Annotated in this window: 23 protein-coding genes; 17 read left to right on the top strand and 6 right to left on the bottom strand. The window is 69.8% G+C overall.

Going from position 1 to position 21,863, the window contains the following annotated elements:
- The first annotated feature begins 841 nt into the window (after positions 1-841).
- The 3 genes from NOD94_RS24275 (at position 842) to NOD94_RS24285 (ending at position 2,583) form a co-directional block, all read left to right on the top strand.
- A complete protein-coding gene (locus tag NOD94_RS24275; protein ID WP_281208196.1) occupies positions 842-1,090 on the top strand; it encodes a hypothetical protein in 249 nt (82 codons plus the stop codon).
- 188 nt (positions 1,091-1,278) lie between these two features.
- Complete coding sequence (locus NOD94_RS24280; RefSeq protein ID WP_281208197.1) at positions 1,279-1,971, top strand: hypothetical protein; 693 nt, start codon at positions 1,279-1,281, stop codon at positions 1,969-1,971.
- Between the two features lie 390 nt (positions 1,972-2,361).
- A complete protein-coding gene (locus tag NOD94_RS24285; RefSeq protein ID WP_281208198.1) occupies positions 2,362-2,583 on the top strand; it encodes a hypothetical protein in 222 nt (73 codons plus the stop codon).
- A gap of 766 nt (positions 2,584-3,349) precedes the next feature.
- On the opposite strand, the gene NOD94_RS24290 is transcribed toward NOD94_RS24285, so the two are convergent.
- Positions 3,350-4,750, bottom strand: coding sequence for a hypothetical protein (locus tag NOD94_RS24290; RefSeq protein ID WP_281208199.1), 1,401 nt, complete (start codon positions 4,748-4,750; stop codon positions 3,350-3,352).
- Positions 4,751-4,909: 159 nt separating this feature from the next.
- On the opposite strand from NOD94_RS24290, the gene NOD94_RS24295 reads away from it, so the two are divergent.
- Positions 4,910-5,056 carry a hypothetical protein gene (locus NOD94_RS24295; RefSeq protein ID WP_281208200.1) on the top strand — a complete coding sequence of 49 codons (147 nt, stop codon included), beginning with the start codon at positions 4,910-4,912 and terminating at the stop codon, positions 5,054-5,056.
- 532 nt (positions 5,057-5,588) lie between these two features.
- Here NOD94_RS24295 and NOD94_RS24300 read toward each other — a convergent pair.
- Positions 5,589-7,154, bottom strand: coding sequence for a hypothetical protein (locus NOD94_RS24300; protein WP_281208201.1), 1,566 nt, complete (start codon positions 7,152-7,154; stop codon positions 5,589-5,591).
- A 359-nt stretch (positions 7,155-7,513) separates the two neighbouring features.
- Positions 7,514-8,263 carry a GntR family transcriptional regulator gene (locus NOD94_RS24305; RefSeq protein ID WP_281208202.1) on the bottom strand — a complete coding sequence of 250 codons (750 nt, stop codon included), beginning with the start codon at positions 8,261-8,263 and terminating at the stop codon, positions 7,514-7,516.
- 518 nt (positions 8,264-8,781) lie between these two features.
- Here NOD94_RS24305 and NOD94_RS24310 point away from each other — a divergent pair.
- From NOD94_RS24310 to NOD94_RS24360, 11 genes are all read left to right on the top strand, one after another.
- Positions 8,782-9,168, top strand: a complete 387-nt coding sequence (locus NOD94_RS24310; RefSeq protein WP_281208203.1) for a WhiB family transcriptional regulator — start codon at positions 8,782-8,784, stop codon at positions 9,166-9,168.
- On the top strand, positions 9,165-10,109 hold the full coding sequence (locus NOD94_RS24315; protein WP_281208204.1) for a hypothetical protein: 945 nt from the start codon (positions 9,165-9,167) through the stop codon (positions 10,107-10,109). The genes NOD94_RS24310 and NOD94_RS24315 overlap by 4 nt, the downstream gene beginning before the upstream one ends.
- Positions 10,106-10,579, top strand: coding sequence for a hypothetical protein (locus NOD94_RS24320; protein WP_281208205.1), 474 nt, complete (start codon positions 10,106-10,108; stop codon positions 10,577-10,579). Before NOD94_RS24315 ends, NOD94_RS24320 begins: the two co-directional genes overlap by 4 nt.
- Positions 10,579-11,823 (top strand): hypothetical protein, encoded by a 1,245-nt coding sequence (locus NOD94_RS24325; protein ID WP_281208206.1) that lies wholly within the window; start codon positions 10,579-10,581, stop codon positions 11,821-11,823. Before NOD94_RS24320 ends, NOD94_RS24325 begins: the two co-directional genes overlap by 1 nt.
- A 221-nt stretch (positions 11,824-12,044) precedes the next feature.
- Positions 12,045-12,200 (top strand): hypothetical protein, encoded by a 156-nt coding sequence (locus NOD94_RS24330; protein ID WP_281208207.1) that lies wholly within the window; start codon positions 12,045-12,047, stop codon positions 12,198-12,200.
- Complete coding sequence (locus NOD94_RS24335) at positions 12,197-12,325, top strand: hypothetical protein (RefSeq protein ID WP_281208208.1); 129 nt, start codon at positions 12,197-12,199, stop codon at positions 12,323-12,325. Before NOD94_RS24330 ends, NOD94_RS24335 begins: the two co-directional genes overlap by 4 nt.
- Positions 12,322-12,474, top strand: coding sequence for a hypothetical protein (locus NOD94_RS24340; protein ID WP_281208209.1), 153 nt, complete (start codon positions 12,322-12,324; stop codon positions 12,472-12,474). Before NOD94_RS24335 ends, NOD94_RS24340 begins: the two co-directional genes overlap by 4 nt.
- A gap of 116 nt (positions 12,475-12,590) precedes the next feature.
- Positions 12,591-12,842, top strand: coding sequence for a hypothetical protein (locus NOD94_RS24345; protein ID WP_281208210.1), 252 nt, complete (start codon positions 12,591-12,593; stop codon positions 12,840-12,842).
- 177 nt (positions 12,843-13,019) lie between these two features.
- A complete protein-coding gene (locus tag NOD94_RS24350) occupies positions 13,020-14,705 on the top strand; it encodes a DUF2637 domain-containing protein (RefSeq protein WP_281208211.1) in 1,686 nt (561 codons plus the stop codon).
- Positions 14,706-14,962: 257 nt separating this feature from the next.
- Entirely contained in the window at positions 14,963-15,628 is a 666-nt protein-coding gene (locus NOD94_RS24355) for a ParA family protein (RefSeq protein ID WP_281208212.1), read from the top strand.
- Positions 15,625-16,611 (top strand): hypothetical protein, encoded by a 987-nt coding sequence (locus tag NOD94_RS24360; RefSeq protein WP_281208213.1) that lies wholly within the window; start codon positions 15,625-15,627, stop codon positions 16,609-16,611. The genes NOD94_RS24355 and NOD94_RS24360 overlap by 4 nt, the downstream gene beginning before the upstream one ends.
- Positions 16,612-16,683: 72 nt before the next feature.
- On the opposite strand, the gene NOD94_RS24365 is transcribed toward NOD94_RS24360, so the two are convergent.
- The gene (locus tag NOD94_RS24365) at positions 16,684-17,376 is read right to left on the bottom strand and encodes a helix-turn-helix transcriptional regulator (protein WP_281208214.1); all 693 of its coding nucleotides are present in this window, start codon (positions 17,374-17,376) and stop codon (positions 16,684-16,686) included.
- On the bottom strand, positions 17,373-17,537 hold the full coding sequence (locus NOD94_RS24370; protein ID WP_281208215.1) for a hypothetical protein: 165 nt from the start codon (positions 17,535-17,537) through the stop codon (positions 17,373-17,375). Before NOD94_RS24370 ends, NOD94_RS24365 begins: the two co-directional genes overlap by 4 nt.
- Positions 17,538-18,310: 773 nt before the next feature.
- On the opposite strand from NOD94_RS24370, the gene NOD94_RS24375 reads away from it, so the two are divergent.
- Positions 18,311-18,445 (top strand): hypothetical protein, encoded by a 135-nt coding sequence (locus tag NOD94_RS24375; RefSeq protein WP_281208217.1) that lies wholly within the window; start codon positions 18,311-18,313, stop codon positions 18,443-18,445.
- Between the two features lie 376 nt (positions 18,446-18,821).
- Here the strand turns inward: NOD94_RS24375 and NOD94_RS24380 are convergent, their stop codons facing one another.
- Complete coding sequence (locus NOD94_RS24380) at positions 18,822-18,944, bottom strand: hypothetical protein (RefSeq protein ID WP_281208218.1); 123 nt, start codon at positions 18,942-18,944, stop codon at positions 18,822-18,824.
- A gap of 239 nt (positions 18,945-19,183) precedes the next feature.
- Here NOD94_RS24380 and NOD94_RS24385 point away from each other — a divergent pair, with 239 nt between their 5' ends.
- Complete coding sequence (locus NOD94_RS24385) at positions 19,184-21,607, top strand: type I restriction-modification system subunit M/S (protein ID WP_281208219.1); 2,424 nt, start codon at positions 19,184-19,186, stop codon at positions 21,605-21,607.
- Positions 21,608-21,863: the final 256 nt, after the last annotated feature.

The following is a 21,863-nucleotide window of genomic DNA, read 5'->3' on the forward strand; positions in this document are numbered from 1 at the left end:
CCCGCGGAGCGGGTTCCCAGACGCTGCGCGTCTGGGAAGAGACCGCCCTCGCTGCGCTCGGGCGCCGGCCCTTCGGGCCGGCCGGGGCCACCGCGAAGCGGTGGCTGGTCAGTTCGCTTCGCTCTCTGACCTGCGGGAATCCGCTTCGCGGGTTCCCGCGTGGGCTTCGCTGCGCTTCGCCCTGGGCGGGCCGCAGCTCGGCCGCGGGGGCCTGGTCGCTGCGCTCCCCTGCCCCGGGCCGGTCTCGTGCCCACCCCGCCCGGCCCCTCCGCTGCTGCCAGCGGCCCGCGAAGCGGGCACGGGACCCAACGAGGAGGGCTCTGAGCAGCCCTGACGGGTCGTCTACAGGTCTCCGAACTGGGCTTATCACCCGTGGATGTTCCGGGAGGCGAACGCGCGGCACAGGGCCCCACGCTCCCTCCGGCCCTCCCTCAACACCCCACCCACCACGAAAACACACCTAACTGACGGACAGTCAGACACCTTCGAGAAATTCACAACGTCGCCCCAACAAATTCAGAAGGCCTCACCCAAAAACATTGAATACCGCTCGGATTCGCGTTCACCTGCTCCCGAAGAAAAAAGTCCGAGCTACCCGTACAGGGGACTTGCGCGCCTTGCATACGAGTCACGCAACCTCAGATCAGCGATCCGGCCTCCTCCGGCCACGACTCCGCGTCAAGCGTTCGCGAATCCGCCCGCCGGCCACCTTGAGGGGCCTCTGACCAGGCGCGGAACGGAAATTCGCGAGAACTCGACCCCGGTGCCCGCCGATCGCACAGTTGCCCCCGATCCACCCCACAGCCCGGCACCGTGCCGGCCCAACAGAAGGACCACCACCATGACCACCACCACGACTCAGACGACCGAGACCACCGCCCAGGCCGCCGAGACCGGCGAGACGGAGCAGCGGCTGGCCCGGCTGCGCCGGCAGCGGGACGGGCTCGCCATCGTCATCGCCGTCGCCTGCGCCATCAGCCTGGGCATCTCGGTCCTGGTCGCCCCCCGCTTGGCCGACCCGGCAGCCGTCACCATCGCCGGCACCGTCGCCGCCATCGCCGGAGTGCGATACCTCCTCCGACACTGGTGAACTCACCAGTCACCAAGGGACTCACCGGTTTTATCCCCACCGCAGGTCAGCGCAGTGGGGGAGGTGTGGGGGCCGGCCGTCGAGGGGGCGGCCGGGCCCACGTCTGGTACCCGATCTCGATGCTGAAAAGTGCCTCTCCCGCCCCTGGATAAGCGCCTCTTGGCAGGATGCTCGCGAAGGGGGTTTCCATGATCAAAAGGCCGGGTCTGCCCAGAAAGACCCCCGAGGAGGTCGCTCCGGAGGTTCGGGTGTTCCTGATCCGCCTCCACCGGCGTCGGAAGCGCTTCCGAAAAGCCGACCAGAAGCACCTGTGCACGGTTCGACAGCGCGTCGCTGAGGCCGTCTCGGCCGGGATCGGCCCGGAGGAGGTGGCCAAGATCTGCGGTTATGCCCCGAAGACGATCGACAAGTGGTTGGCCAAGCACCGGGACCCGGTGCAAGAGGTGGAGATCGACGCGGCAAGGGAGAGGCTGAGCGGCCTCCGCGCGCAACGGAGCAAGCTGAAAGCGGAAGAGATGCTGATCTCGGCCAGAGCTCGGTCTGTGATTCGGAAGGCCATGAGGGCGCAGCTCGACGCCCCCGAGTTCGTCGAGCTCACCGGCTACCAGAGGGCAACCGTTGAGCGTTGGTTCGCCTCGACTCGTCGTGTTTTGTCGCAGGCTCACCGTCGCCGGGAGATCGCGTCGGTCAGGCGGGGGAAGGCGAACCGGCCGCCACAGGAGCTGTCTCCCGTCGAGTACGACCAGTGGCTCGTGGAGCAGGACATGCGACGCAAGACTCTGTTCCGGAAGTACGAGCTTCAGCCGAAACGCCGGCGATTTCGGCGCCGGGATCGCCTCCAGCAGCCGCTCAGGGAACGGTGGATGCCGCACGGGGAGTGAACTGGGTCACATACGCGCCTACGCGTGCGCGGACGGGCGCACGCAAAGCGTTCCCACCTTCTGCTACCTGGCGGTAACTGCCCAGGTCAGCACCCCTACTGACGGTGCGTCTGGGGTTACTGTCGCTTTCACTCCCCAAGCGGGAGCACGCATCGACCGACCGCAAACAGCGGTCCATCGCCAAGGGGCTCACCCGCGTGGGGAGGCGTCTCGGCGGCTGCGGAGCAGCAGTCCTCGGGCCACCCCGGTCCGAGGACACAGGTCGGGGCCTGCTCGTCGGAATCTTCCCGGATCGTGGCGAGCAGGCCCCCAGACCCCCAAGGGGGCCCTTCCATGACGGTACACAGCGAAGAGCGGCCTGAAACGGCCGCGAGCCGTGGAATCGAACACATGAACAGTGAGATCGCCCGGCCGCGGCGCGCGGATGCCAAGGCGAAGGTGCTCTTCGTGCTCCTGGCGGTGATGACCGGCGTCGTCGGCGGCCTCGTCGCGTACATCGCGGCCACCCGCGCGAGCGGCCAGGCGGAGCCCATCGTCTGGGCGGCCGCGACGTTCGCCGGCACGACGACCCTCGCGCTCCTCCTGGGCGAGAAGACGGGCCTCATCGAGTAGCGCGCGGAACCCGCCAACTCCCGGTATCGGATCCCCAGCAGGGCGAACCCCTGCGCTGCGATCTGACGGACCAGCAGACGCCATCCCGCCCCGAACCACCCCGTCGGGGCGCAAGGCCGCGAGAGGGGCGCACAGCGCCCTTGTGAAGCCTGTCTGCGTCGTGCCTTCGAGTTAGGGCACGTTGAGGACTTGGACCTCGCCGATCGCGAGGCTTGTCCGCTCTGGCGGGTGGTGGCGAGGGTGCCAGCCACCGCGCCGGCCGACGCGAACGCCGGCCGCCTGCGGGTCAGAACGCCACAGACGCCGTCGCAGGCGCGGAGACAGGCATCCCAGACTTTCCATCGAAGTCAGCCCCACCACCACAACCCACCAGCATGACCGACACGACCCCAAGAGCCACAACCCAGCTACCCGTGGCACCCGTGCCTCCAGCTCTCGTGATCACGACACGCTAACGAGCCCACACGCAACGAACCCGAGAACCCGACACCCCAAGCCAGCACCCACAAACCAACCCAACCAACAACTACCCAACTACCCACACACAAGAGAAAGTCCGGAAAGTCACCACTCCGAAAACGGCACCTGACCAGCAAGGACACCGCACGGCCGGAAAGCCGGCTTCCCCCCTTGCTTCCCCCTCTAGGTTCCCCCTCCATTTCCCCCACTAGGTTCCCCCGACGTCTCCCCCCATGGTTCCCCTGCCATCGCCACCTGGGTACCGGCGACGAAGCGGGCGGGCGCTGATCAGCCGAGACTCCCGGGGCTAGAGCAGGCCGATGGTCTCGGCCAGCCACCGCGGACCGGGCTGATCCACGAGTGCGACCGAGACCAGGCTGACGCTGAGGATCTGTGCGGCGATGCCGAAGATGACGAGCGTCTTCAGGCCTCCGGACCCAAGGCCCCGCCGTTCCACGTACGAGGCGATGGCGAGGAACACAACGTCCACGGTCACGGCGCAGATCGCATAGACGAACAGACTCAGTCCCGACGCCCCGGGCTTGGCAACGACAGCCGCCCCGTACGCGGTTCCGAAGCCGCTGAAGGCCCCGAGGAAGGCCAGGCACCCGAAGAGCGTCCCGAACGCCACCACCGAGCCGAACAACCCCTCCATGGCGACCCTGGCCCTGATGTAGACCCGGTGGTGCCACGGAGGCGGAGGTATCAACGCGTCCCAGTCAGGAAACGCCGTCGCCACACCGGGAACGTCCGAATCAGGGAGAGCGGAGTACGGACTCTGCTCTCGTTCCACAGGTACGAATGTGCTGGTCAGAAGCTTGTCCAGTCCAGTGTTGGACAAGCCTTGGACAGCCGCCGGCGCTACCGGAACCTCGTCCGGCTCGTCATCGGGCTGCGCCTCGTCCTCCGGCTGGAGTACCTCCGGCTGCGAAGGCAGGGCCGCGTCGATCTCGGCCTCGTCCGCCAGGCCCTCCGCCTCGATGTGTTCGAGACGGGCGTCGAAGTCGACGTCGTCCATGCCGGCCTGAGGAACCGCGGTGATCGCTCCAGGTACGGCCAGGTCCTCGGCGTCGTCCTCCAGACGGTCGAGCTCCGCCTGGGCCGCCAGCACCTCCCCCATCCAGAACTCCTGCTGCTCCTCCGCGGTGAGCCTGCGATTGCGCGCGCCCTCCCGCTGCGCCCGCACCCGCTCCAGGCGTTGTCTGGCCTCGGTGATCTGTTGCTCGACGCGTGTCCGCTCCTGGTCACGGGCCAGCTGCAGCTGCAGCCGCGCGGTGTCCAGCCGGCTCTGCATGTAGGCGAGCATCGGCCGCAGCTGCGTCAGGTGCCTCTCCGCGTTCACCGCCAGCCGCTGGTACTTCAGAACCTGCTGCATCGCGTCGTCACGACGCTGCTGAACGCGCACCGGAGTCTCGCCCGGCCCCGGACGGGCACCGCGCCGCTCCTCATCAGCCGCTTTCCACAACTTCGAGGCCCGCTTGATCATCGCGCTGCGCTCGGCGCCCTCGTCCGTCCTGGCCGCCACCAGCGCCCCGAGCAGCCTCTTCGGTATCAGCTGCGTCCCGTTGAGGTAGTTCCCGAAGGAGGAGCTACTGCGATCGAACTCCTCTTCGAGCTTGCGCAGTGGGGCGTCCCTGGTCAGTTCGAGCAGGAACAAGGCCATCGCGCCGGCCGCCGTGCCCGCGTCGATCCTCCGCCTCGGAGGCATCCCACCCCTCCCCTCATCGCGCCCTGTCCATCCCTGACCACCCGCTTGTCAAGCCAGCACCCACCCTGACCAGGGACAACACCATCCGCCCGCCCCAAGTCCTTCCCGAAACAGGTCACATCTCCCCAGCACGTTCACTGGCGACCCTCTGGGGAGACGATGATCCTGTCCACGCTCTACGACTTCTTCGCCCACGAAGTCCTCGGCAACACCCTTTCCGCCCTTCTGGTGACCGGGACCGTGTACACGGCGAGGAGGCTCCGCATCCGCTACCGCGGCCGCGACACCGACCAGGCCCCCTCCTGACAGCCGCCGGCCTGGGCGGGCTGCCATGCCCGAGGGCAGGCATCCCGCCCAGGCAATGAGCCGAGCCGACACCGAGTCAGGACGCTCATCACCCGATATCACAGGCCCGCCCAAGGCAGGCAAGCCCGGCCTGCCACCGCTCCGCGGCAAGCCTGTCAAGCACGGAGCAGCAGCGGCCCGTAGCGTGGCGCTGACACCGTCAGGCCGCCCCAACCCCGGCCCCTTTGCACCAGCTCAGCCCCCATGCAGACGCGTCAGGTGTCAGGCCGTGCCGCCCGCTTCCTACGCACCCAAACTCGCCGATCAGGAACGCACTTGCCCCCCTGGTCCCCAGCCGTCCAGCCGGTCACATCGAGACCATCGAGCAGACCCCCAGCGGGCTCTCCGTACCTGTGCCCTGCGTCGGCCCTGACGGCTCCCCCGGCACAACACCAACCAAACGCCCCACACGCCCCGCTGAGCGCCTATCAGAACCCACTGTGGCCGGAGGGATCGAAATGGTCTGCGAGGCGCTCAGCTGGCCGTACAGCGGCTAGAACGGGGCGGTGACGGACTGGTCGTCGGATCGCTGAGCGTAGGTGACCAACTCGGGGTGCTCTGCGGCTAGCTGCTCGCGCAACCGTCGGGTCTCCTCCGTCTCGACCGCCCGCCGGGCCCGTACGGCCGCGTCCTTGGCCGCTTCCCGCTCCGCGTTCTCGGCGTAGGCGCCGTCCACCATCGCCGTCCACCGAACCGCCGCCCTGGCCCGCTCGGCCTCGACCGCGTACTCCGCGTCCCGCTGCGCCCGCAGGCCCTCCGTCGCCCGCTCGATCACCTCGGCCTCGACCCGGTCGTGGCACCGCCAGCACAGCCCGTCCTCGGGCCTGGTGCCCTTGCCCGTCGCGTCGCAGTCCTCGCCCACGCACTCCCACCAGACCGCAGCCGGACCGGCCTCGCCCCGCGGTCCGGGCACCTGCCCCTGCCGGCGGGCGGCCTTGCGGTCCTCCCGGCGCAGGGCGCAGGTCCGGCACGGCCGGTCGGTGTCGATGACGGTCCCGTCCTCGCACATCGGGTTCGGGCAGTCCGTGGGCGGGCGGACTAGGCCGACGGCCACGCCGACCGCCGAGCCGATGCCCTTGCCGCCCTCGGCCGCGTCCATGGCGTAGCCGTGCTCCCACCACCGACGCCGCACCCGCTCCGCCAGCTGCTCGGCCGTCCGGCCACCGGCCAGACCCGCCAGCACCGCCTCCCGCACTTCCTTCAACCTCGACGCGTAGGCAGGCAGCAGCACCGCCAGCTCCGCTGGCCAGGCCGCCGTCACCGTGGCCACCGCGGCGGCCTGGTCCGTCGTGAGCTCGACCCGGCCCGCCTTGGCACCCGTCCCCCGCCGCGAACCCCGGTCCGGCGCCCTGGCGCCGTCGGCCGCGGCGCAGCCGCCATCGCGCCCGCTCGCGCTACTACCCGCACTAGCCCTACGGGCGTCACCAACGGCTCGCGCCGTAGGCGCCTGGTCTTCAGGGTTACTGGACTGAGTACAAGGACTGTATTGGGGGTCTTCAAGTTCCCCCGTGGACGACTTGTAGTTCCCCCGTGGACGACTTGTAGTTCCCCCGTGGGGCTCCGCAGGGGTCTCGCCACGGGGGGTCTCAGAGTTCCCCCGTGGGTTCTTTCCCTCGGGGGTCTTCTCCTGCCTGGGGCGAGGCTTGCCCTTGTCCGCTCTCCCGGGCTTCACCGGAGCCGGCGCGATGTTCGGCCTGTCCTGGGGCGTCAGGGGGTCACGCCCTAGCCGGGACCGCTCCGCGTTCACACGGTCGACGTTGCTGAACCAGCCGTAGGGGATCAAGAGGTCGTAGACCACTGGGCGCCGGTCGGCCCGGTAGTGCCGGACGAGGTTCTGGTCACCCTTCGCGATCAAGCCGCGACGCAGCATGTTGCGCCAACACCGCTTCACGGTCTCCTCGGAGATGTGGACGCGGGCGGCGATCGTCTCCTTCGCCAGCCAGCTGCCGCACCCGTCGGCGTCGGCCTTGTCCGCCATCGCGCCGAGTACCGCGTACTCGTTCACGTCCGCGACCGGAGCGTCACCGCTCAGGACCCAGACCATCGCCTCAAGGCTCACCGAGCCACCCCCGCCCGGGTGGACCCGCGGTCGTGACCCAGGCCATGTGGTGCGTGATGCACTGCTACACGTACGCTCATCAGTGAGCGCACCTCCAACCTCTTGCTGTGATGTTGCGCCTCTCCAGACCAGGGCCGCGAACCCTGGGCTGGACCTGTCGAGCCCCGCCGACCGGCGGGGCTCGCTGCGTTGTGGAGGCCATGCTCCCGCACCCCCCGTATCGGGCTCAGGGCATTTATCCTTCTTCGGTTCTTCGCTCGTCCTGCGGAGGCGGCTGATATTCGTTCAGCCGCGTGCAAGAGAGATTTACGATTCGACTCTGCGCCTGAATTTAGGTTTTCGGGCATTGCCGCGTTGGTTTATCCAGCGTTTCCCGCAGCACCCTGAGAATTCAGGGAAGTAGCCCATCGGAGAATGGTCGCTCCCCCGGCAACCTTGACGGCCACTTCTACTACTCGACCGTCGGACAGGTAGACCGTTCGAACCACCTGAGTCACGATTACCTCCCCCGCAGTAAGGCCGAGTGCAGCCTTTTCGGATTCCGTCGCGTAACGAGAGGTGACTTCTTCCAGAACGTGGTCCTGGGCGCTTCCCAGTCGCTCCGCCGCCAGCTCACGAGACCCGCCGGTGGACACGAGCGCCGTCAATTCCGGCGTAACGGCGATCACGTAGGCCGGGTAGTACGAGCTGCTGACGTGCACTGGCACGCCGTTTCGGCTGACTACCCGGCGCCGCACGTGCACCGGCGTGCCGTGAGCCACGTCCAGACGCGGCGCTACCACTTCGTCCGCGCCGACCGTGCCGACCTCCAGAACCTGTGAGGTCTCGCCGCCGGCGAGGGCGCTTCCCGTCGACTCGTGCAGGCGCACCCGGGCCGCGATGTTGTTGCTGATGGGGCCAGCAACGATCGTTCCGACGCCAGCCTTAGGGAGGGTCAGCCCTTCCTGCTTGAGCACGCGAAACGCCCTGTTGGCAGTCGTCTGAGCCACGTTGAAGTGCTCTCCGACCTGCCGCAGCGACGGCATGGTGTCGCCCGGCCGGAGCGCTCCGTCCTGGATCTGCTTGCGGTAGTACGCGGCGATCTCTGCGTAACCGGTCGTCTCGGTCATTTCGAACCCTTCCTTTGGCTAGTGCCGCACTCCCTGCGAGTGCAGCGGTGCACCTCTGAGGCTAAACCACGGAGAGTTATAGCGCTACCACTAGCGCTTGCAATCGCTAGTGGTCTACTCTTTGGCGTGCCGACGGACTCGCCGAGCAAGCAACGGGTGAGGCCTGTCAGCGCGCCAATCGACCTGCGTAAACGCCTTTTGACCTGCGCAAACGCAGACTGCCCGGCCGGTCTAGACACCGGCCGGGCAGAGCGGCACCGGTGCATCGACACCTATGCCGCTGTCGGACCCGACGTGACTACGAGGAGTACCGACGTGGTGATGGTGACAGAGGTATTACGCAGGTGGCGGGTGCAGCACGGTGCGTGCCGCGCCGCGGTGCGGACGCGGACGGTTCTGCCGTCCGGGTTCTGCACCGCGGCGCTGACCGTTCTGGCCCCGGCGGCGCCGGAGGCGCTGGGCCTGGGCGGGGATGAACTGCGGGTGCGTGCGAGTTTGCGGGCGCTCGGAGTAGAGCTGTGAGCGCCGTACGCGGGGTGGCCCCGCAGTCGGCGGTACGGCTGACGGACTGGCTCGACCGGCTGTGGGAGTACGAGGACCTGGCCCCCGTTCTGGCCGTACGCCGGGAGCGGTCGGGCGGGCCGGCCTGCGTGAACACGGACCCCGAGCTGTTCTTTCCCCAGCCCTGGGAGGTCACGCCGGTTGAGCGGAAGGCGTCGCCGGCCGAGCGGGAGGCGCTGGCGGTGTGCGCCGGGTGCCCGTGCCCGGTGCAGTCCTGGTGCCTGGCACAGGACCTGGACCAGTCCTCCACCGCGTCGGTGATCATCGGGGTGCGGGGCGGGTTGCGCCAGTCGGAGCGTCGGGCGCTTCACCGGCTGCTGCGTGCGGGTCGGGGGACGTCATGACGGTGGACGCGGGCCGTGACTGGCTGGAGCAGCTGCTGTCCGGCGAGTGGGAGGTCGACGACGACGCCTCGCAGGCGGACGTCCCCGAGAGGGCCGAGCCGGTCGAGCCGGTGTCCGATCCGGCGGCTCGGGCGCGCCGGCGGCGGGTGCGGCGGCGGGTGCGCCGCAGGGTCCCGGCGGCGGCCGCTCCGGTGGAGGCGGCCGAGACCGACAGCGAGCAGGACGTCGGCCTGGTGCACGACGACGACGAGTTAAACGACAACTCGGACGGCGACGACGTCGAGCGGAACGTCGAGCCGCGGCGCTGGTGGTCGTTGAAGCCCGACCCGGATGGGTCGGACACGGGCGCGGACGATTCGGCTACAGCTGGCGCGGGGGGCGGTTCGGCCGCCCCGGCCGCGTCCGCCGCAGCAACCGCGGCGCCGGCGTCGGTGGCGGGTCCGGTGCGCCGGGTCGCGGCTTCCCGGTGGGGGTGGCTGGCCTACCACGGCAGCGCCGCCGCCGTCGGACACAGCGCCCTGGTCGCCGCGACCGGCGACCAACTCGGCGGGGCCACGTGGTTGGGGGCCGCGATGCTCTCCGTCGTCCCCGTCACCACGGCCGCCGTCGCGTGCTGCGCCGGCTGGGTGGGCTGGCGACTCGGTCGGATGCTGCGCCCGTACCTGCCGTTCGGTGGGCTGGCCGCGCCGGCCGGGCTGATCGGCGGGCTGGCCTGGGGCCAGGGCACCGCCGGCCCGGTAGCGGACATCTACGCGTGGGCCGCGCCGTGGCCCGTGCTCGTCGCCCCGCTGGCCCTGGCCGCTCTGGCTGGCTCCGGCGCCTGGGTGCTCCTGGACCAGCGGGTCCGTCACCTGCCCCTCCCGGCCCGGTGGGCCGCGCACATCCCCCTCGCCACTGTCGCCCTGTCGGCGGCCCTCTATGCCCCTGGAGCCCTGCTGTGAGCGCCCTGACCCACATTCAGACCATCGCTACGGACGTCGTCCTGGCCGCCGGGGGCGGGTCCCTCCTCGGCAGCGTCGGGGTCAGCGGTCTCGCCTTCGCTGTCGGATTCCTGCTGTTCAGCGGGCTGCGTGGCAGTGACCGCGTGAAGTTGGATCGGGACAAGGCGGGTGTGCTCGGCATGGTGTTCAGCACGCTTTCCGCCTCCGCCTCCGGGATGTGGGGCAGCCTCGCCGCCGGTGCGGCCGAGGTCCCCCGAGGCCTCATGGAGGGCCTCTCGTTCGGGTCGTTCGGCCTCGGCGCCGTCGCCCTCGGAAGCTGCCTGATGATCTTCATCCCGAAGTGGAAGAAGATGTGGGTGCCCGCTTTCCTGGGTATCGGCGCCGGCTGGACGTTCGCGGGCGCCGGGGGGATCTGGGCGCTCGGGACCACGCTCGTCACGACCATGGCGACCAAGCTGGGCGGCATGTGATGGCCGCTCAGCGCACTCGGGCCCTGCGGGGCGTGGCGGGTGAGGTGCGGGCCGTCGGAACCGGCATGGGCCCGGTGTGGGTGGTGCTGGCCCGGGGATCGTGGGCGCTGATAGGCCTTGGGTGCCGGTGCCTGGGGCGGCTTGCCGGCGGCATCTGGACGGCGGTGTCCCTGGATCCGACCCGGGAGGCCGAGGCCCGCGCTAAGGCCGTCGCGGCCGTCGAGGCGCGGCAGAAGAAGCGCGCCGCCGCGAAGGCTGCGGCCGCGAAGAAGGCGCCGAAGGCGGCCGACCTGGACGAGGACCTGGCCGACGAGGACGAGGACGACGACCCGGCCGAGGAGGAGTCGAAGGTCGTGTTGTCCGCGAAGGCGGAGTTGGCCATCCGGGCGGCGGCGGCCCGGTCCTTGCCGGAGTCCCTGGCCCTGCTGGGGCTTGGCGGCGGAGTCGCCACCGTCGGCGCGGCCGTCCTCGTACGGGTCGCGGCCGGTCCGGCGGCCGACTGGGCCGGCCAGGTCTGGGAGTCCTGGGCCGGTTTGATCACCACCGGCGTTCTCGCGGCCTGGGTCACCGGCGCTCTCGCGGCCGGCCCCTCCCTCAAGGAGGCCGCGGCGATCCAGGCCGCCCGCCGGGCCGCGAAGAAGGGCCGGCACCAGGAGGTCGAGGATTCGGCGGAGCAGGACGACCAGGACCAGGGGGAGGACCGGGACCAGGAGGAGGCCGAGGAGGTCGAGGAGGAGGACCGGGCCGAGGAGGAGTTGGACGCGGGGACGGCGCTGCTGTTGCACGTGCTGCGGGCGCTGTCCGACGCCGAGGCCGCCCGGCGGGCCGGCGTGCACCTGGACGTCGTGCTGGTGACCGCCGCCGAGGCCGGGTTGCTGCCGGCCGGTACGGAGGTGGGGGAGCTCCGCCGTTGGGTGGAGTCCTGCGGCCTGCCCACCAAGGAAATCGGGATGCGGATCGATGGCCGGACGGTGACCCGCGTGGGGGTGCGCGTGGACGCGGTGACCGAGGTCCTCGGCATGGCCCCGGGAGCCCTGCTGCTGGCCCGCTCCGAGGCCGCTGTCCGAGCCCCGGGGGAGACCCCCGCCGCGGCCGCCCCCAGCACCCCCGTCGAGGCCCCCGAGCCGGCCCCCGTGGAGGCGCCCGCACCGGCCGTCCTGCGGCTGATTCCGGGGGGTCGTCAGGACCCCGGCCAGAACCCCTCCCCGGCCCTACCCCCGACCCTCTCCCAGGGAGCCCGCTAGGCAGGCCTATCAGCCATGTGACCTGCGGTTCTAGCGCACACCTAGCGGCCCCTGACGGCCCCTGGCGGGGGCCCTGACGCCCTTGCTTGACACCCATGACACCGGCCCCCGAGAGGGGCCGGGAGCACCAAAACAGGACACCCGGGACGGCCGACTTTCTTGGCAGTTGGGCGGCCGCCCCGGGCACACCATCCCGCTTTCACGGAACAGGAGTTCCCATCATGGCATTGCGCCAGCCGACCCCGGCCCCCGACGACCCCCGACTGTCCGGGCACGAGACGACCTACCAGGCTTCCCGCGGCGGGCACTACCCGCCGCCGCCCGCCCCCGCCCCGGCCAACGGCTCCGACTCGCGGTCGACGGGGAGCCGGCGGTGAGCCGGGCGACCGCGCCCCGCTGCCACGGCCGCCGCATGAAGGCCGACAAGGCGGGCCGGGAGTTCCGGTGCCCGCGCTGCGGAGCCTGGACCGTCCGCCTCCTCGCCCTCGGTGGTGCCCGATGAGCGCCGAGATGCAGGCCGCCGCGGCGCAGGCCGCCACCCAGGCCGAGGCCGCTCGGATCGCGGCCGAGGCGGCCGCAGAGGCCGCCCGCTCCGCGTCGGAGGCGGCCGCCGCCCTGGCCGCGAACATCGCGGCCCACCTCAGCCGCTGACGGACCGCCGTACCCGGGCGGAGGCGCACCCCGAAGGGGCATCGCCACGGCCCACCCCCGCCACCGCCCCGGGCCGGACCGCAACGGCCGCCCGGGGCCCGCTGGAAGGACTCCTCATGGACCCGCTCGACATCGAGACCCTCACCCCCGACGATCTGGCAGCGATGGCCGTCGACTTCGAGGCCGCGGCAGCCTTGGCGGACGACGCCGCGTGCGACGGCCTGACCGCCGCCGCCGATCCGGCCGAGTCGCCGGCTGCCCGTGCCCTGGCCCGCCGCTGTGCCGCGATCGCCCGCCGGCACGCCGCCGACTACCGGGCTGAGGCGGCCGTCCTGCGCTCCGGCCACCTGCCCGACTCCTGGGTCTGACGCACCCGTTGCCGCCCTGTTGGCTCCGGTCGCCTTTTGCTCCGCGGCGGCTTCTGACCGCCCGCATGACACGCGGAAGAGCACCCCGGGCACCATGGGGCATCGCCACCGCGGCACCAGCGCCACCCTCCGGGCGGGACTCCGGTCCCGCCCGGCCCCCTCAAGAGAAGGAGAGACATGACGACCACCATCGAGCCGGGGACCGTACCGGCCTCGGTGACGGGCCCGGCCGCGCCGGTGTCCGCTCCGCCCGCTTCCGGGGAACCGGATCCCGTTCCGGGGAGCCGGGACGCGGCTCCGGTGACGGCGCCCGACGCTCCGCCCGCCCCGAAGGACCGCTCCGCCGCCGCGATGCGCGCGGTCGTGATCGGCTCCGCCCTCGGCGGTCTGGTGATCGCCTCCATCGGGTTCGCCGGCTCCTACACCGCCGTCCGCGCGCTGGCCGAGGCGAAGGGATTCGGCGCGGTGGCGCCCTGGTTCCCGATCGGCGTGGACGCGGGAATCGTGGTCATGTACGGCTTGGACCTGGTCCTGGCCTGGAGGCGCACCCCCAAGCCGGCCCTTCGGTTCATCGCGCATCTGCTCACGTTCGCGACGATCGCCTTCAACGCCGTCTCGGGGGAGAAGGGGATCCTGGAGGATCCGGTCGCGGCCGGGATGCACGCGGTGATGCCGGTCCTGTTCGTGGCCACGGTCGAAGCGGCCCGCCACATGGTCATCAGGACCGTCCGAGTCCGCCTGGGCATCGCCTCCGACACGGTGCCCCTCCACCGCTGGCTGCTGGCCCCGTGGTCGGCCTGGACCCTGTTCCGGCGCATGAAGCTGTGGGGTATCACCTCATATGCGCAGATGGTGGCCATGGAGAAGGACCGCACCGTCTACCGCGCCTGGCTCCAGCACCAGCACGGCCGCGGCTGGAAGAAGAAGGCCGGCGCCGAGGCGCTGCTCCCCTTCACGATGGCCCCCTTTGGCCTCAGCGTGGACGAGGCCCTGGCTCTGCCTCAGGACCAGAAGGACGCCGAGGCGGCCCGGAAGGCCACGGAGGCGGCCGCCCGGATCACGGCCGCCGAGCGCGAGGAGCAGCGGATCCTCGAGGAGGAGGAGCGCCAGGCGGCCGCGAAGGTGCGGCGTCTGGAGATCGGCGCCACGGTGGCCAAGGCGGAGCACCGGATCGGCGCGGAGACCACCGCGGCCGGAGCGGAGGCCCGCGCGGCCGAAGCGACCGCGCGGGCCGAGGCCGAGGCCGCCGAGGTGACCGCGAAGGCGGAAGCGCAGGCCGCCGCGCACGCGGCGCAGCTCGCGGCGGAGGCCTCCCGCCGCCAGGCGGAGCGCGCGGTCACCGAGGCGGAGCGCACCGCCGAGCGTGACGCGCAGGCCGAACGGAGCGCCGTCGAGGCCGACGCACTGGCCCGCGCGGAGGCGGTCCGGCTGAGCGCGGCGGAGGACCGCCGGAAGACCGCGACCGCCACGGCGGAGGCCGAGGCGAAGGAGCGGAAGGCCGCCGAGGACCGCCGGGCGACCGCCGAGGCCGACCGGATCGCGAAGGAGGCGCGTGCCGACGCGGCGGAGGCGGCCAAGCGGGAGGCGGAGGCCGCTCGTAGCGCCGCCGTCGAGCGGGAGCGCACGGCCCGTGCCGAGCTGGCCGCCCGGGAAGCCGAGGACGCCGCCCGACTGTCCACGCGTGAGCGGGCGGAGCGCAGGGTGGCCCGGATGATCCTCGCCGCCGGCGGCGACAAGGACGCCGTCCCCCTCGCCGACATCGAGGCCGAGCTGAACGTGGGCCGCACGGTGGCGAGCGAGCGCCGGCAGGCCGCCGCCGAACTGATCGCCTCCGGCTACGGCCGGGAACTCCCGCAGGGGTGACGGCCAGGTAGAACGAACAGCGGGGCCCGCGACGCTCGAATCGTCGCGGGCCCCCACCCATTTTCCACCCCGCGCCGGAAGCTCCCGGCCAGAGGTCTCGGATCCCAACTCCGACGCGGGCGAGGGGGATTCGGGTGAGCCCGATCCGGGGCTCAGACATGGGTGTCGAATCGCAGCGGAAGCGCCGCGTGACAGCGAGAGCGTTTCGAGCACCCGGGCGGGCATCCGGCCTGCCCATCGACGTTACGCTGCCGCTCATGACGCACATCTGGACCGTGACCAACCTCAAGCCGGGGACGGGGAAGACGACATCCGCCGTCTGGCTCGCGTACGCGCTGCACGAGCTCGGGAAAAGGGTCGCCCTGGCCGACGCCGATCCCGGCGGCACGCGGCTCAAGATCGGCGGCAAGAAGGTCGAGGAGCTCGGCCGCGCGGGCATCTGGAACAACCTCCATCCCTTCCCGTTCCCGTACCTCTCCCTACCGTCCAGCTCCCTGCATCAGGTGCTGCCCGCCATCGGTGCCGACTACGACGTCGTCGTCGTCGACTCACCGCCGCTGGAGGACGCACAGGGCATCGCCACCTCCGCCATAAGGGCCGCCACGATGGTGATCCTCTCCGTGGCCCCCACCGCGGGCGAGATCTCGGGCATGGGCCCGGTCCTGGAAGTCATCCAGGACATCAACCCCTTGCGTGCCGAGCCGGCTCGGACCGCCGTCCTGCTCAACCGCTGCGTGGCCGGAGCCGCCTCGACCGGTGTCTTCGCCCAACAACTCACCGAGGACGGCCACACCGTGCTCGGCGCCCGGATCCCGCGCCAGGAGGTCTACGCCCAAAGTCACGGCGCCAAGGTGAAAGCTGCCGGCACGCCCTTCCAAGGCGCCGCGCTGGAGATTCTGGCGATGGAGAGCAGGACCGCATGAGCCGTAAGGATGAGCTCGCCGGTCGGGCGGGCGCGCTGACGGGCCGCAGCACGGCAGACGGTGCCGCCCGTGCCGAGCAGCAGAACGCCAGCGAGGCCCAGGCGAAGGCCAATGCGGCCCTCGCGGCCATCGCCGCCGCCGAGGCTGTGCAGACGCAGGCAGGGGAGGACGCCGAGCTCGGAGAGTTCTCCCTCCCCGAGGTCCCGGGATCCGCCAAGGACAGGCTCGACCGGTTCGATCGCCTCCTCGACGCCGAGTTGAGCAGGACGGTGCGGGTCAAGGCCCGGTACGACATGGTCCTCGGGCACGTGCTCCAGGCCGTGAACGACTCCGGCGACTGGAAGGAGGCCGGCCACGACTCCTTCGAGGCGTACGCCAAGGTCCGCGGCGTGGCCCTCTCCCGCGCCTACGAGCTCATGACCGCCGCTCCCGTGCTCCAGATCATGCTTTCTGCGATCGCAGAATTCCCCACCATGCGACCCGCGGTACTGCACGGGAAGGCGCTGCGAAGCATCTTCGACAGCGATGGTGAGAGCGGCGTCCTTACGGCTTTGCGTCTGCTCGAAGAGCGTGGTGAAAAGGTCACCGTCCCTGCCCTGGCACTCGTATGTGCCGAGATCGAAGGAAGCGACGTTCCCGCGGCTCGGTCCGTCAAGCCCTCCCGCTCGGTACCGAGCGCTCTCGCCAAGGTCCACCGCCGTGCCGAGGCCGCCCGCAAGGCCGTCGAGAGTCTCGACATCGAGGCCCTGTCGAAGCTCACTCCCGAGGCCGACAACGTCTTCGAGGAGATCGCGGCCGGGTACGAGGAAGCCGCCAAGCGACTTCGCGCGGTGAAGAAGCAGGCCGCCACCCAGAGGAAGAAGCGCGAGAAGTCCAGCACCACTGCGCAAGGCCGCAAGCCGCCCCGGACGCTCGACGAAGCCCTCAGCATCCCTTCCCAGGAACGGGCCTACGACGCCAAGGAAGACGCCGCCGCAGGCTGAACCTCATCACGCCGGAGCCCTCCGACCTACAGCGGGGCTCCGGCGTAGGTCGGAGGGGAGATCGGTGAAACGTCAGCCAGCTGCTCCGGGCAGCCACGCAGCGGTCTCAGGCCGTTCGAGCGCTTTGAGGCGGCGCCACGTGAAGACCCAATCATCGATGTTGGCGATGCCGCAGGCCCGGAGAAATGCGGTGCATCGGTCGAACGCCGGGAGTTTCGTGCCTTTGAGCATGTCGCTTGTGGTGCTGCGTTTGAGCTGGCCGTTGGAGACGTTCTCCAGCCTGCGATAGGAGGGCTCACCAGCCCAGACGTGGACAGCAGCGAGAGCTGCGACGAAGTCCGAGGGCGTCTGGATCGGCAACGGATCGGGCCGTCCGTACTGCGGCAGCGGCTCCCTGCCGTACACGACGTGAGCACCGGTGGTCTGGGGTCCTTGACCCGGGGGCGAATTGACGGTGACGTTTCGCGCCCCCGTAATGACCACGCTGCCCTCGCCGGCACCGGCGGTTCCCGCCGCGGTCAAACCACGGACCTCATATCGTGCCTCGGAATGCAGGCCCTGCAGCTCCGTGACCACTTCCGGAGGGGCTACGAGAGCTTCGAGGAGACGGCGAAGCTCTGCTTGAGAGGGAAGCTTCCGACCGCTAAAGATGTCGGTGAGTGAAACTCGGGGAATCCCGGTCACCCGTGCAAGGTGCGCCAGGTTTGTATCGGCCCGCTTGACGAGCATCCGGATCTCGGAGGCCAGAGTTTCGCGCCCACTCACGGTCGGCCACCCTGGCGCAGGTGGTCAGCGGTGCGGCGGACGGGGGCCGCGACGATCTCGGTGAGTACGGCAGCAAGGGCAGCGCCGATGACTTCGGCAGCATGTCCGGCGGTCCACATCCAGGCCAGACCGCTCACAGCCGTCAGAACGGTGATCACCATCAAGAGATGAGCGAGTCCGAAACTGCGAGGTACTTCGGGTGTCGGAACACAGCCGGTGGGTGGCAGCTGAACGCGCCGGCGGAACCAGTTCTGAGACGGAAGCATGTGTAGCCGCTCCTTAAATCAGTCGCCTGGAGGGTTTTTCGAGTGGCACGTCCGGGTTGGAACGGCGCGAAGGTTTCGCAGACCCTCGTGCTTTCCGTGGGACGGAAGTGCTTCTTCAAGCATGCTGACGGCCCCCTGCGAGAGCAATAGCCCTTGATCTAAAGCGAGTTGTCAGGACCGATCAAAAAGGGACACCGCATAAAACGGAGGGATGCCATCCGTTGCGCGTGCGGCTCGCTTAGGTTCTCAAGGCCGTCCGAGATGCGTCCGCGGAAGTCCGCAATCTTCCGAAGGCGTCCGGAATCGTCCGGCAGGGGAGAATTCCAGAGCGCCTGGTTGGGAGCTTGCCGAGGTCGCACTGCCAGCCTGATGGCAGGTCAGTGCAGGTCGGCTGCTGTCCGGTGTTGTCCGGGCCCGTCCGGCCCACGTGCGTCGCACCCTTTCCCGTAGGACAGTGAACGCGCTAGTCACTCCTTCGCCTGGAGGGCTTTTCCGGGGCGGTTGTTCGCAGCGACCGACCCCTAGTGTGTGACTCATGTCACAGGTGGTGGGCGGGTTCGTATCCTCGGATGCGAACCCGCCCACTGTCGTTAGGGCCGTCACACAGCTCGTGCGCGAGCACATGGAGTTCACCACCGCTGAAGGGCTCGGCGGCGGAGCGGGCTGAGGTGGAAGCGGGGAAGCGGCGGGCGGGGAAGGGCAGGCCCGCGATTCAGGCGGCCGTCGAGGCAGCCAAGGCGGTGGCCGTCCTGCTGGAAACCGGTAACCACCCGACCCGGCTGGCCCCCGAAGGCGGGCACTGAACTGAAACGACGGCGGGCGGTATTCGGGCTCTGGGTGCCGACCGCCGTGGCACGTCCGAGGTCAGGGGCTGGCGGCGGGCAGAGGCGAGCCAACTGGGCCGTTGGGGCACTGTTCCCGGCAGCACCCGGACCGGGTGCCGCCCACCATCGGCTGTCCTCGGGCAGCCTCGCCCATCCCGCCGGCGCGACCTGTCCGCCTTGGCGGCCGGGGCCGGGGTGGGCTTGGCTCTGGCCGGGCACGGTCGGCCCGCTGGCGCGGGGGTGAGCCCGGCCCGCTCCGGCAGCTTCGCAAGGTGCCCTCACGGGGCTCTTCTCGAACCTCCCCGACAGGGCAGCGGGAGCTCCGCTAATCGATTGGCGGACCAGGCTCCGGACTTCAGAGAACCTGCGGGGCGTACTGGATGAGCGCGGCCAGGCCCCACTCGTACGCTCCGGCCGCGGCGAGGTCCGGGGACTCCGTCTCGCGCAAGGCCGGAACCTCGCCGCCCCGGCTGAGCATGTGTTAACCCTATTGCTGCCTTGGTGGCTGCAACTCGGCCTATCCTGACTCCCCATCCGGCCCATTTCCTCGAAAAATCGGCCATGCATGGTCCCTCGGGTCTTCCCGTCGTGTCTTGCGTGACAGGAAGTGTTGTGTGCGTACCAACAGTGCGCACCCAACTCGCCGGGCTTCCTCCCCGTATGTTCTTCACCAACGGAGCGCCCACCGAGCGTGGTTCAAAAGGAGCGATGAGACATATGGAGAGCGGAAGCAGCACACCGTTCCACACCGACGACCCACAGATCACGCGTGCACGGATCGCGGAGCTGGCTGACGTCACACGGCCCACAGTGACCGTCTGGGCTCACCGGTTCACGGATTTTCCGCGGCCCAGAAAGGCGGCCGGGAAGGCGTACTTCCTCCAATCGGAAGTCCTGAACTGGCTTGATGATCGTCGCATTCCGCCGCATCTGCGACGTCCGGAGGAACGGGACGACGCGACCTACGGTCGCCGCGCCCGCTCCACCCTTGCCCATGTCGGGACGGACGCACCCCGGGCACACCGGCCGCCTGCCTCGGTGGCTGTTCCCGCCGCGAGCCAGGGCCGCCCGGATCGGCACTCCGCAAAGGGGAGAAACCGCCAGGCGGTGCGCGAGCTCATGGAGGTGCTGGCCGATCAGGTGCGCGGCTCAGGCTCGATGGAGAACTACACGCACCTGCTCGCCGCGCTCCACTTCCTGCGGGCGGGACCTGACGCACGCTGGACCGAGGTACGGGGCCAGGTGAAGGTCAAGCGAACCGCCGCCGAGGCGCTGGAGTGCATCGGTTTCGCGGTGGACGAGGAGGTGCAGCGCCTGGGGATGCTGCCGCGCTTCGCCGAGGCACTGTCTGACCTGGTGCCCAGGAACGCGGAGGTCTTGGAACGCATCATGGACCTGGTCGCCGGCCTCGACGGCAACGCCTTTCAACTGATCATCGAGGAGTACGAGACGCATGCCCGGCTGCGCAGCCGGGAGTTCTTCACCCCCCAGGGGGTCGTATGGCTGATGCTGGGGCTGGCCCGAATGTCCCACGGCCGCGAGCCGCTCACCGTCTACGACCCCTACGTTCGCGGTGGCGAGTTCCTCGCTGCGGCGTGCGTGGCGTCGGAAGACAGCAGGCGCCGCCACTTTGGGGGCCATGAGCCGCTCAAGGTCTTCGGGCAGACGACGTCGGCTGCGGTGGCGCCACTCGCGGGCATCAATCTCGCGCTGCACGGCGTACGGTCCGGGATCCGCCTGAGTGCCAGAGAACCGTGGATCGAAGGACCGGACCTCCGAGGGAAGGTCGACATCGTACTCACCAACCCGCCCTTCAACATGAATGACTCGGCCGGTGCGACCTGCCGTACAGGAACGTGGGACTACGGCCCGCCGCCGCTGGACAACGCCAACTTCGCCTATGTCCAGCATGCGCTCGCCACTCTGCGCGAAGGCGGGCGCGCGGCGATTGTCATGCCCAACAAGGCGGGAAACTCAGGGAGCCCGACCGAGGCGGCGATTCGGAAGGCGATGGTACGGGCGGGCGTCGTGGAGTGTGTCATCAGAATGCCCGCCAAGCTGTTCAGCGGCACTGCAGTGCCTGTGTCTGTATGGCTGCTGCGGCACCCCGGCGAGCCGTGCGAGGAGGTGCTCTTCCTCGAAGCGGGCCATCTCGGGACCAAGAAGGGTCCGCGCTCTGTGTTGGAAGGCGCCGACGCGCGGACGATTCTCAGCACCTACAAGGCACACAACGGTGCTCGTCTCCGGTTGCCCGTCGACGATCTTGAGCAGTTGGAGACAGTGCCGAGCATCTTGGTCCATCGGCAGGTCCTGCTCGAAGGAGCCTGCTCGCTCAACCCTCTCGATCACATTCCGTCGGCGGATAGGCGTCCGGACGAGCAGGCCGGTCCTCAGCCCAGCGACGACGCGTTGAAAGCAGCCTTGTCCGACGTGAAATCGCTGCGCGAGAGCAGCGCGCAGGCGGACGTCCGAGCGGCCGACCTCTACGAGGAGTTCGCGCCGTTCATGAAGAGCGATGCCGGCGGTCCCGAGGTACAGCTCGCCGAACTCTGTGAGATCAAGGCCGGGCCTTCGTTCTCGCGGCTGAGCAAGACAGACCGCAGTGCCGACGGCACGGTGCCTGTGGTGTTCCCGCGCCACCTCAGGGAAGGACGCATCACCGACACGGGCGAAGAACGCGTCCGCTACGAGCTGGCCAAACGGTTGGGAAGCTACCGGCTCGAACCCGGGGACATTGTGTGCGTGCGTGCTGGCAAGACGGTCCCGCCGGCGCTCGTAGAGGCCAGTCATGCGGACTGGCTGATGAGCACAAACCTGATCCGGATCCGCGTAAAGCAAGACGCCGAGGTCCATCCCGATTACCTGGTCACCTGGCTCAGGCGGACCGAAGTGATCACCTGGATCGAGGACCGGTCGGCTGCCACAGCTGTGCCATCGATCAGCACCGCGGCATTGGGGCGCATGAAGGTACGACTGCCTTCACTCCTGCAGCAGCGGCGGATTGCGGAGCTGACGAATGCTCTTGAGGACCAGGCGCTTGCACACCGGGCACTGGCGGCTGCCGTCACCCGGGCCCATGGCCTGCTGGTCGAGGAGGCGATGAACCGGCCGTCGATGTCTGGCGCGCTCCAAACGACCTGACCACCTGCCCTTGACCACCGAACTGAACGAAAGGGAACACCGCCGTGACCGGCTCCGACCTCTCCACTGACCCGACCGCCCCCGCGTTGCCCACGTGGGCGCTCTGGCTAATGATCATGGCTCTGTTCTGCCTGGTGGTGGCTTTGTCCGCGAGCCTCGTGGAAAGCCTCGCGGGCGGTACCCTTCCGACCGTCCTCAGGTCTGGAGGAACCAGCTTCCTCGCCGCGGCGACTCTGTGTTTCGGCACCCTGCAGGC

Origin of the sequence: Streptomyces sp. Isolate_45 (assembly GCF_024721315.2) — a bacterium.
GTDB lineage: Bacteria > Actinomycetota > Actinomycetes > Streptomycetales > Streptomycetaceae > Streptomyces.

Bases quoted from the DNA above. Each gene is read 5' to 3' on its own strand.
- NOD94_RS24275 (WP_281208196.1), top strand. From the start codon at position 842: ATGACCACCACCACGACTCAGACGACCGAGACCACCGCCCAGGCCGCC.
- NOD94_RS24280 (WP_281208197.1), top strand. From the start codon at position 1,279: ATGATCAAAAGGCCGGGTCTGCCCAGAAAGACCCCCGAGGAGGTCGCT.
- NOD94_RS24285 (WP_281208198.1), top strand. From the start codon at position 2,362: ATGAACAGTGAGATCGCCCGGCCGCGGCGCGCGGATGCCAAGGCGAAG.
- NOD94_RS24290 (WP_281208199.1), bottom strand. From the start codon at position 4,750: ATGCCTCCGAGGCGGAGGATCGACGCGGGCACGGCGGCCGGCGCGATG.
- NOD94_RS24295 (WP_281208200.1), top strand. From the start codon at position 4,910: ATGATCCTGTCCACGCTCTACGACTTCTTCGCCCACGAAGTCCTCGGC.
- NOD94_RS24305 (WP_281208202.1), bottom strand. From the start codon at position 8,263: ATGACCGAGACGACCGGTTACGCAGAGATCGCCGCGTACTACCGCAAG.
- NOD94_RS24315 (WP_281208204.1), top strand. From the start codon at position 9,165: ATGACGGTGGACGCGGGCCGTGACTGGCTGGAGCAGCTGCTGTCCGGC.
- NOD94_RS24325 (WP_281208206.1), top strand. From the start codon at position 10,579: ATGGCCGCTCAGCGCACTCGGGCCCTGCGGGGCGTGGCGGGTGAGGTG.
- NOD94_RS24330 (WP_281208207.1), top strand. From the start codon at position 12,045: ATGGCATTGCGCCAGCCGACCCCGGCCCCCGACGACCCCCGACTGTCC.
- NOD94_RS24340 (WP_281208209.1), top strand. From the start codon at position 12,322: ATGAGCGCCGAGATGCAGGCCGCCGCGGCGCAGGCCGCCACCCAGGCC.
- NOD94_RS24345 (WP_281208210.1), top strand. From the start codon at position 12,591: ATGGACCCGCTCGACATCGAGACCCTCACCCCCGACGATCTGGCAGCG.
- NOD94_RS24350 (WP_281208211.1), top strand. From the start codon at position 13,020: ATGACGACCACCATCGAGCCGGGGACCGTACCGGCCTCGGTGACGGGC.
- NOD94_RS24355 (WP_281208212.1), top strand. From the start codon at position 14,963: ATGACGCACATCTGGACCGTGACCAACCTCAAGCCGGGGACGGGGAAG.
- NOD94_RS24360 (WP_281208213.1), top strand. From the start codon at position 15,625: ATGAGCCGTAAGGATGAGCTCGCCGGTCGGGCGGGCGCGCTGACGGGC.
- NOD94_RS24370 (WP_281208215.1), bottom strand. From the start codon at position 17,537: ATGGTGATCACCGTTCTGACGGCTGTGAGCGGTCTGGCCTGGATGTGG.
- NOD94_RS24380 (WP_281208218.1), bottom strand. From the start codon at position 18,944: ATGCTCAGCCGGGGCGGCGAGGTTCCGGCCTTGCGCGAGACGGAGTCC.
- NOD94_RS24385 (WP_281208219.1), top strand. From the start codon at position 19,184: ATGGAGAGCGGAAGCAGCACACCGTTCCACACCGACGACCCACAGATC.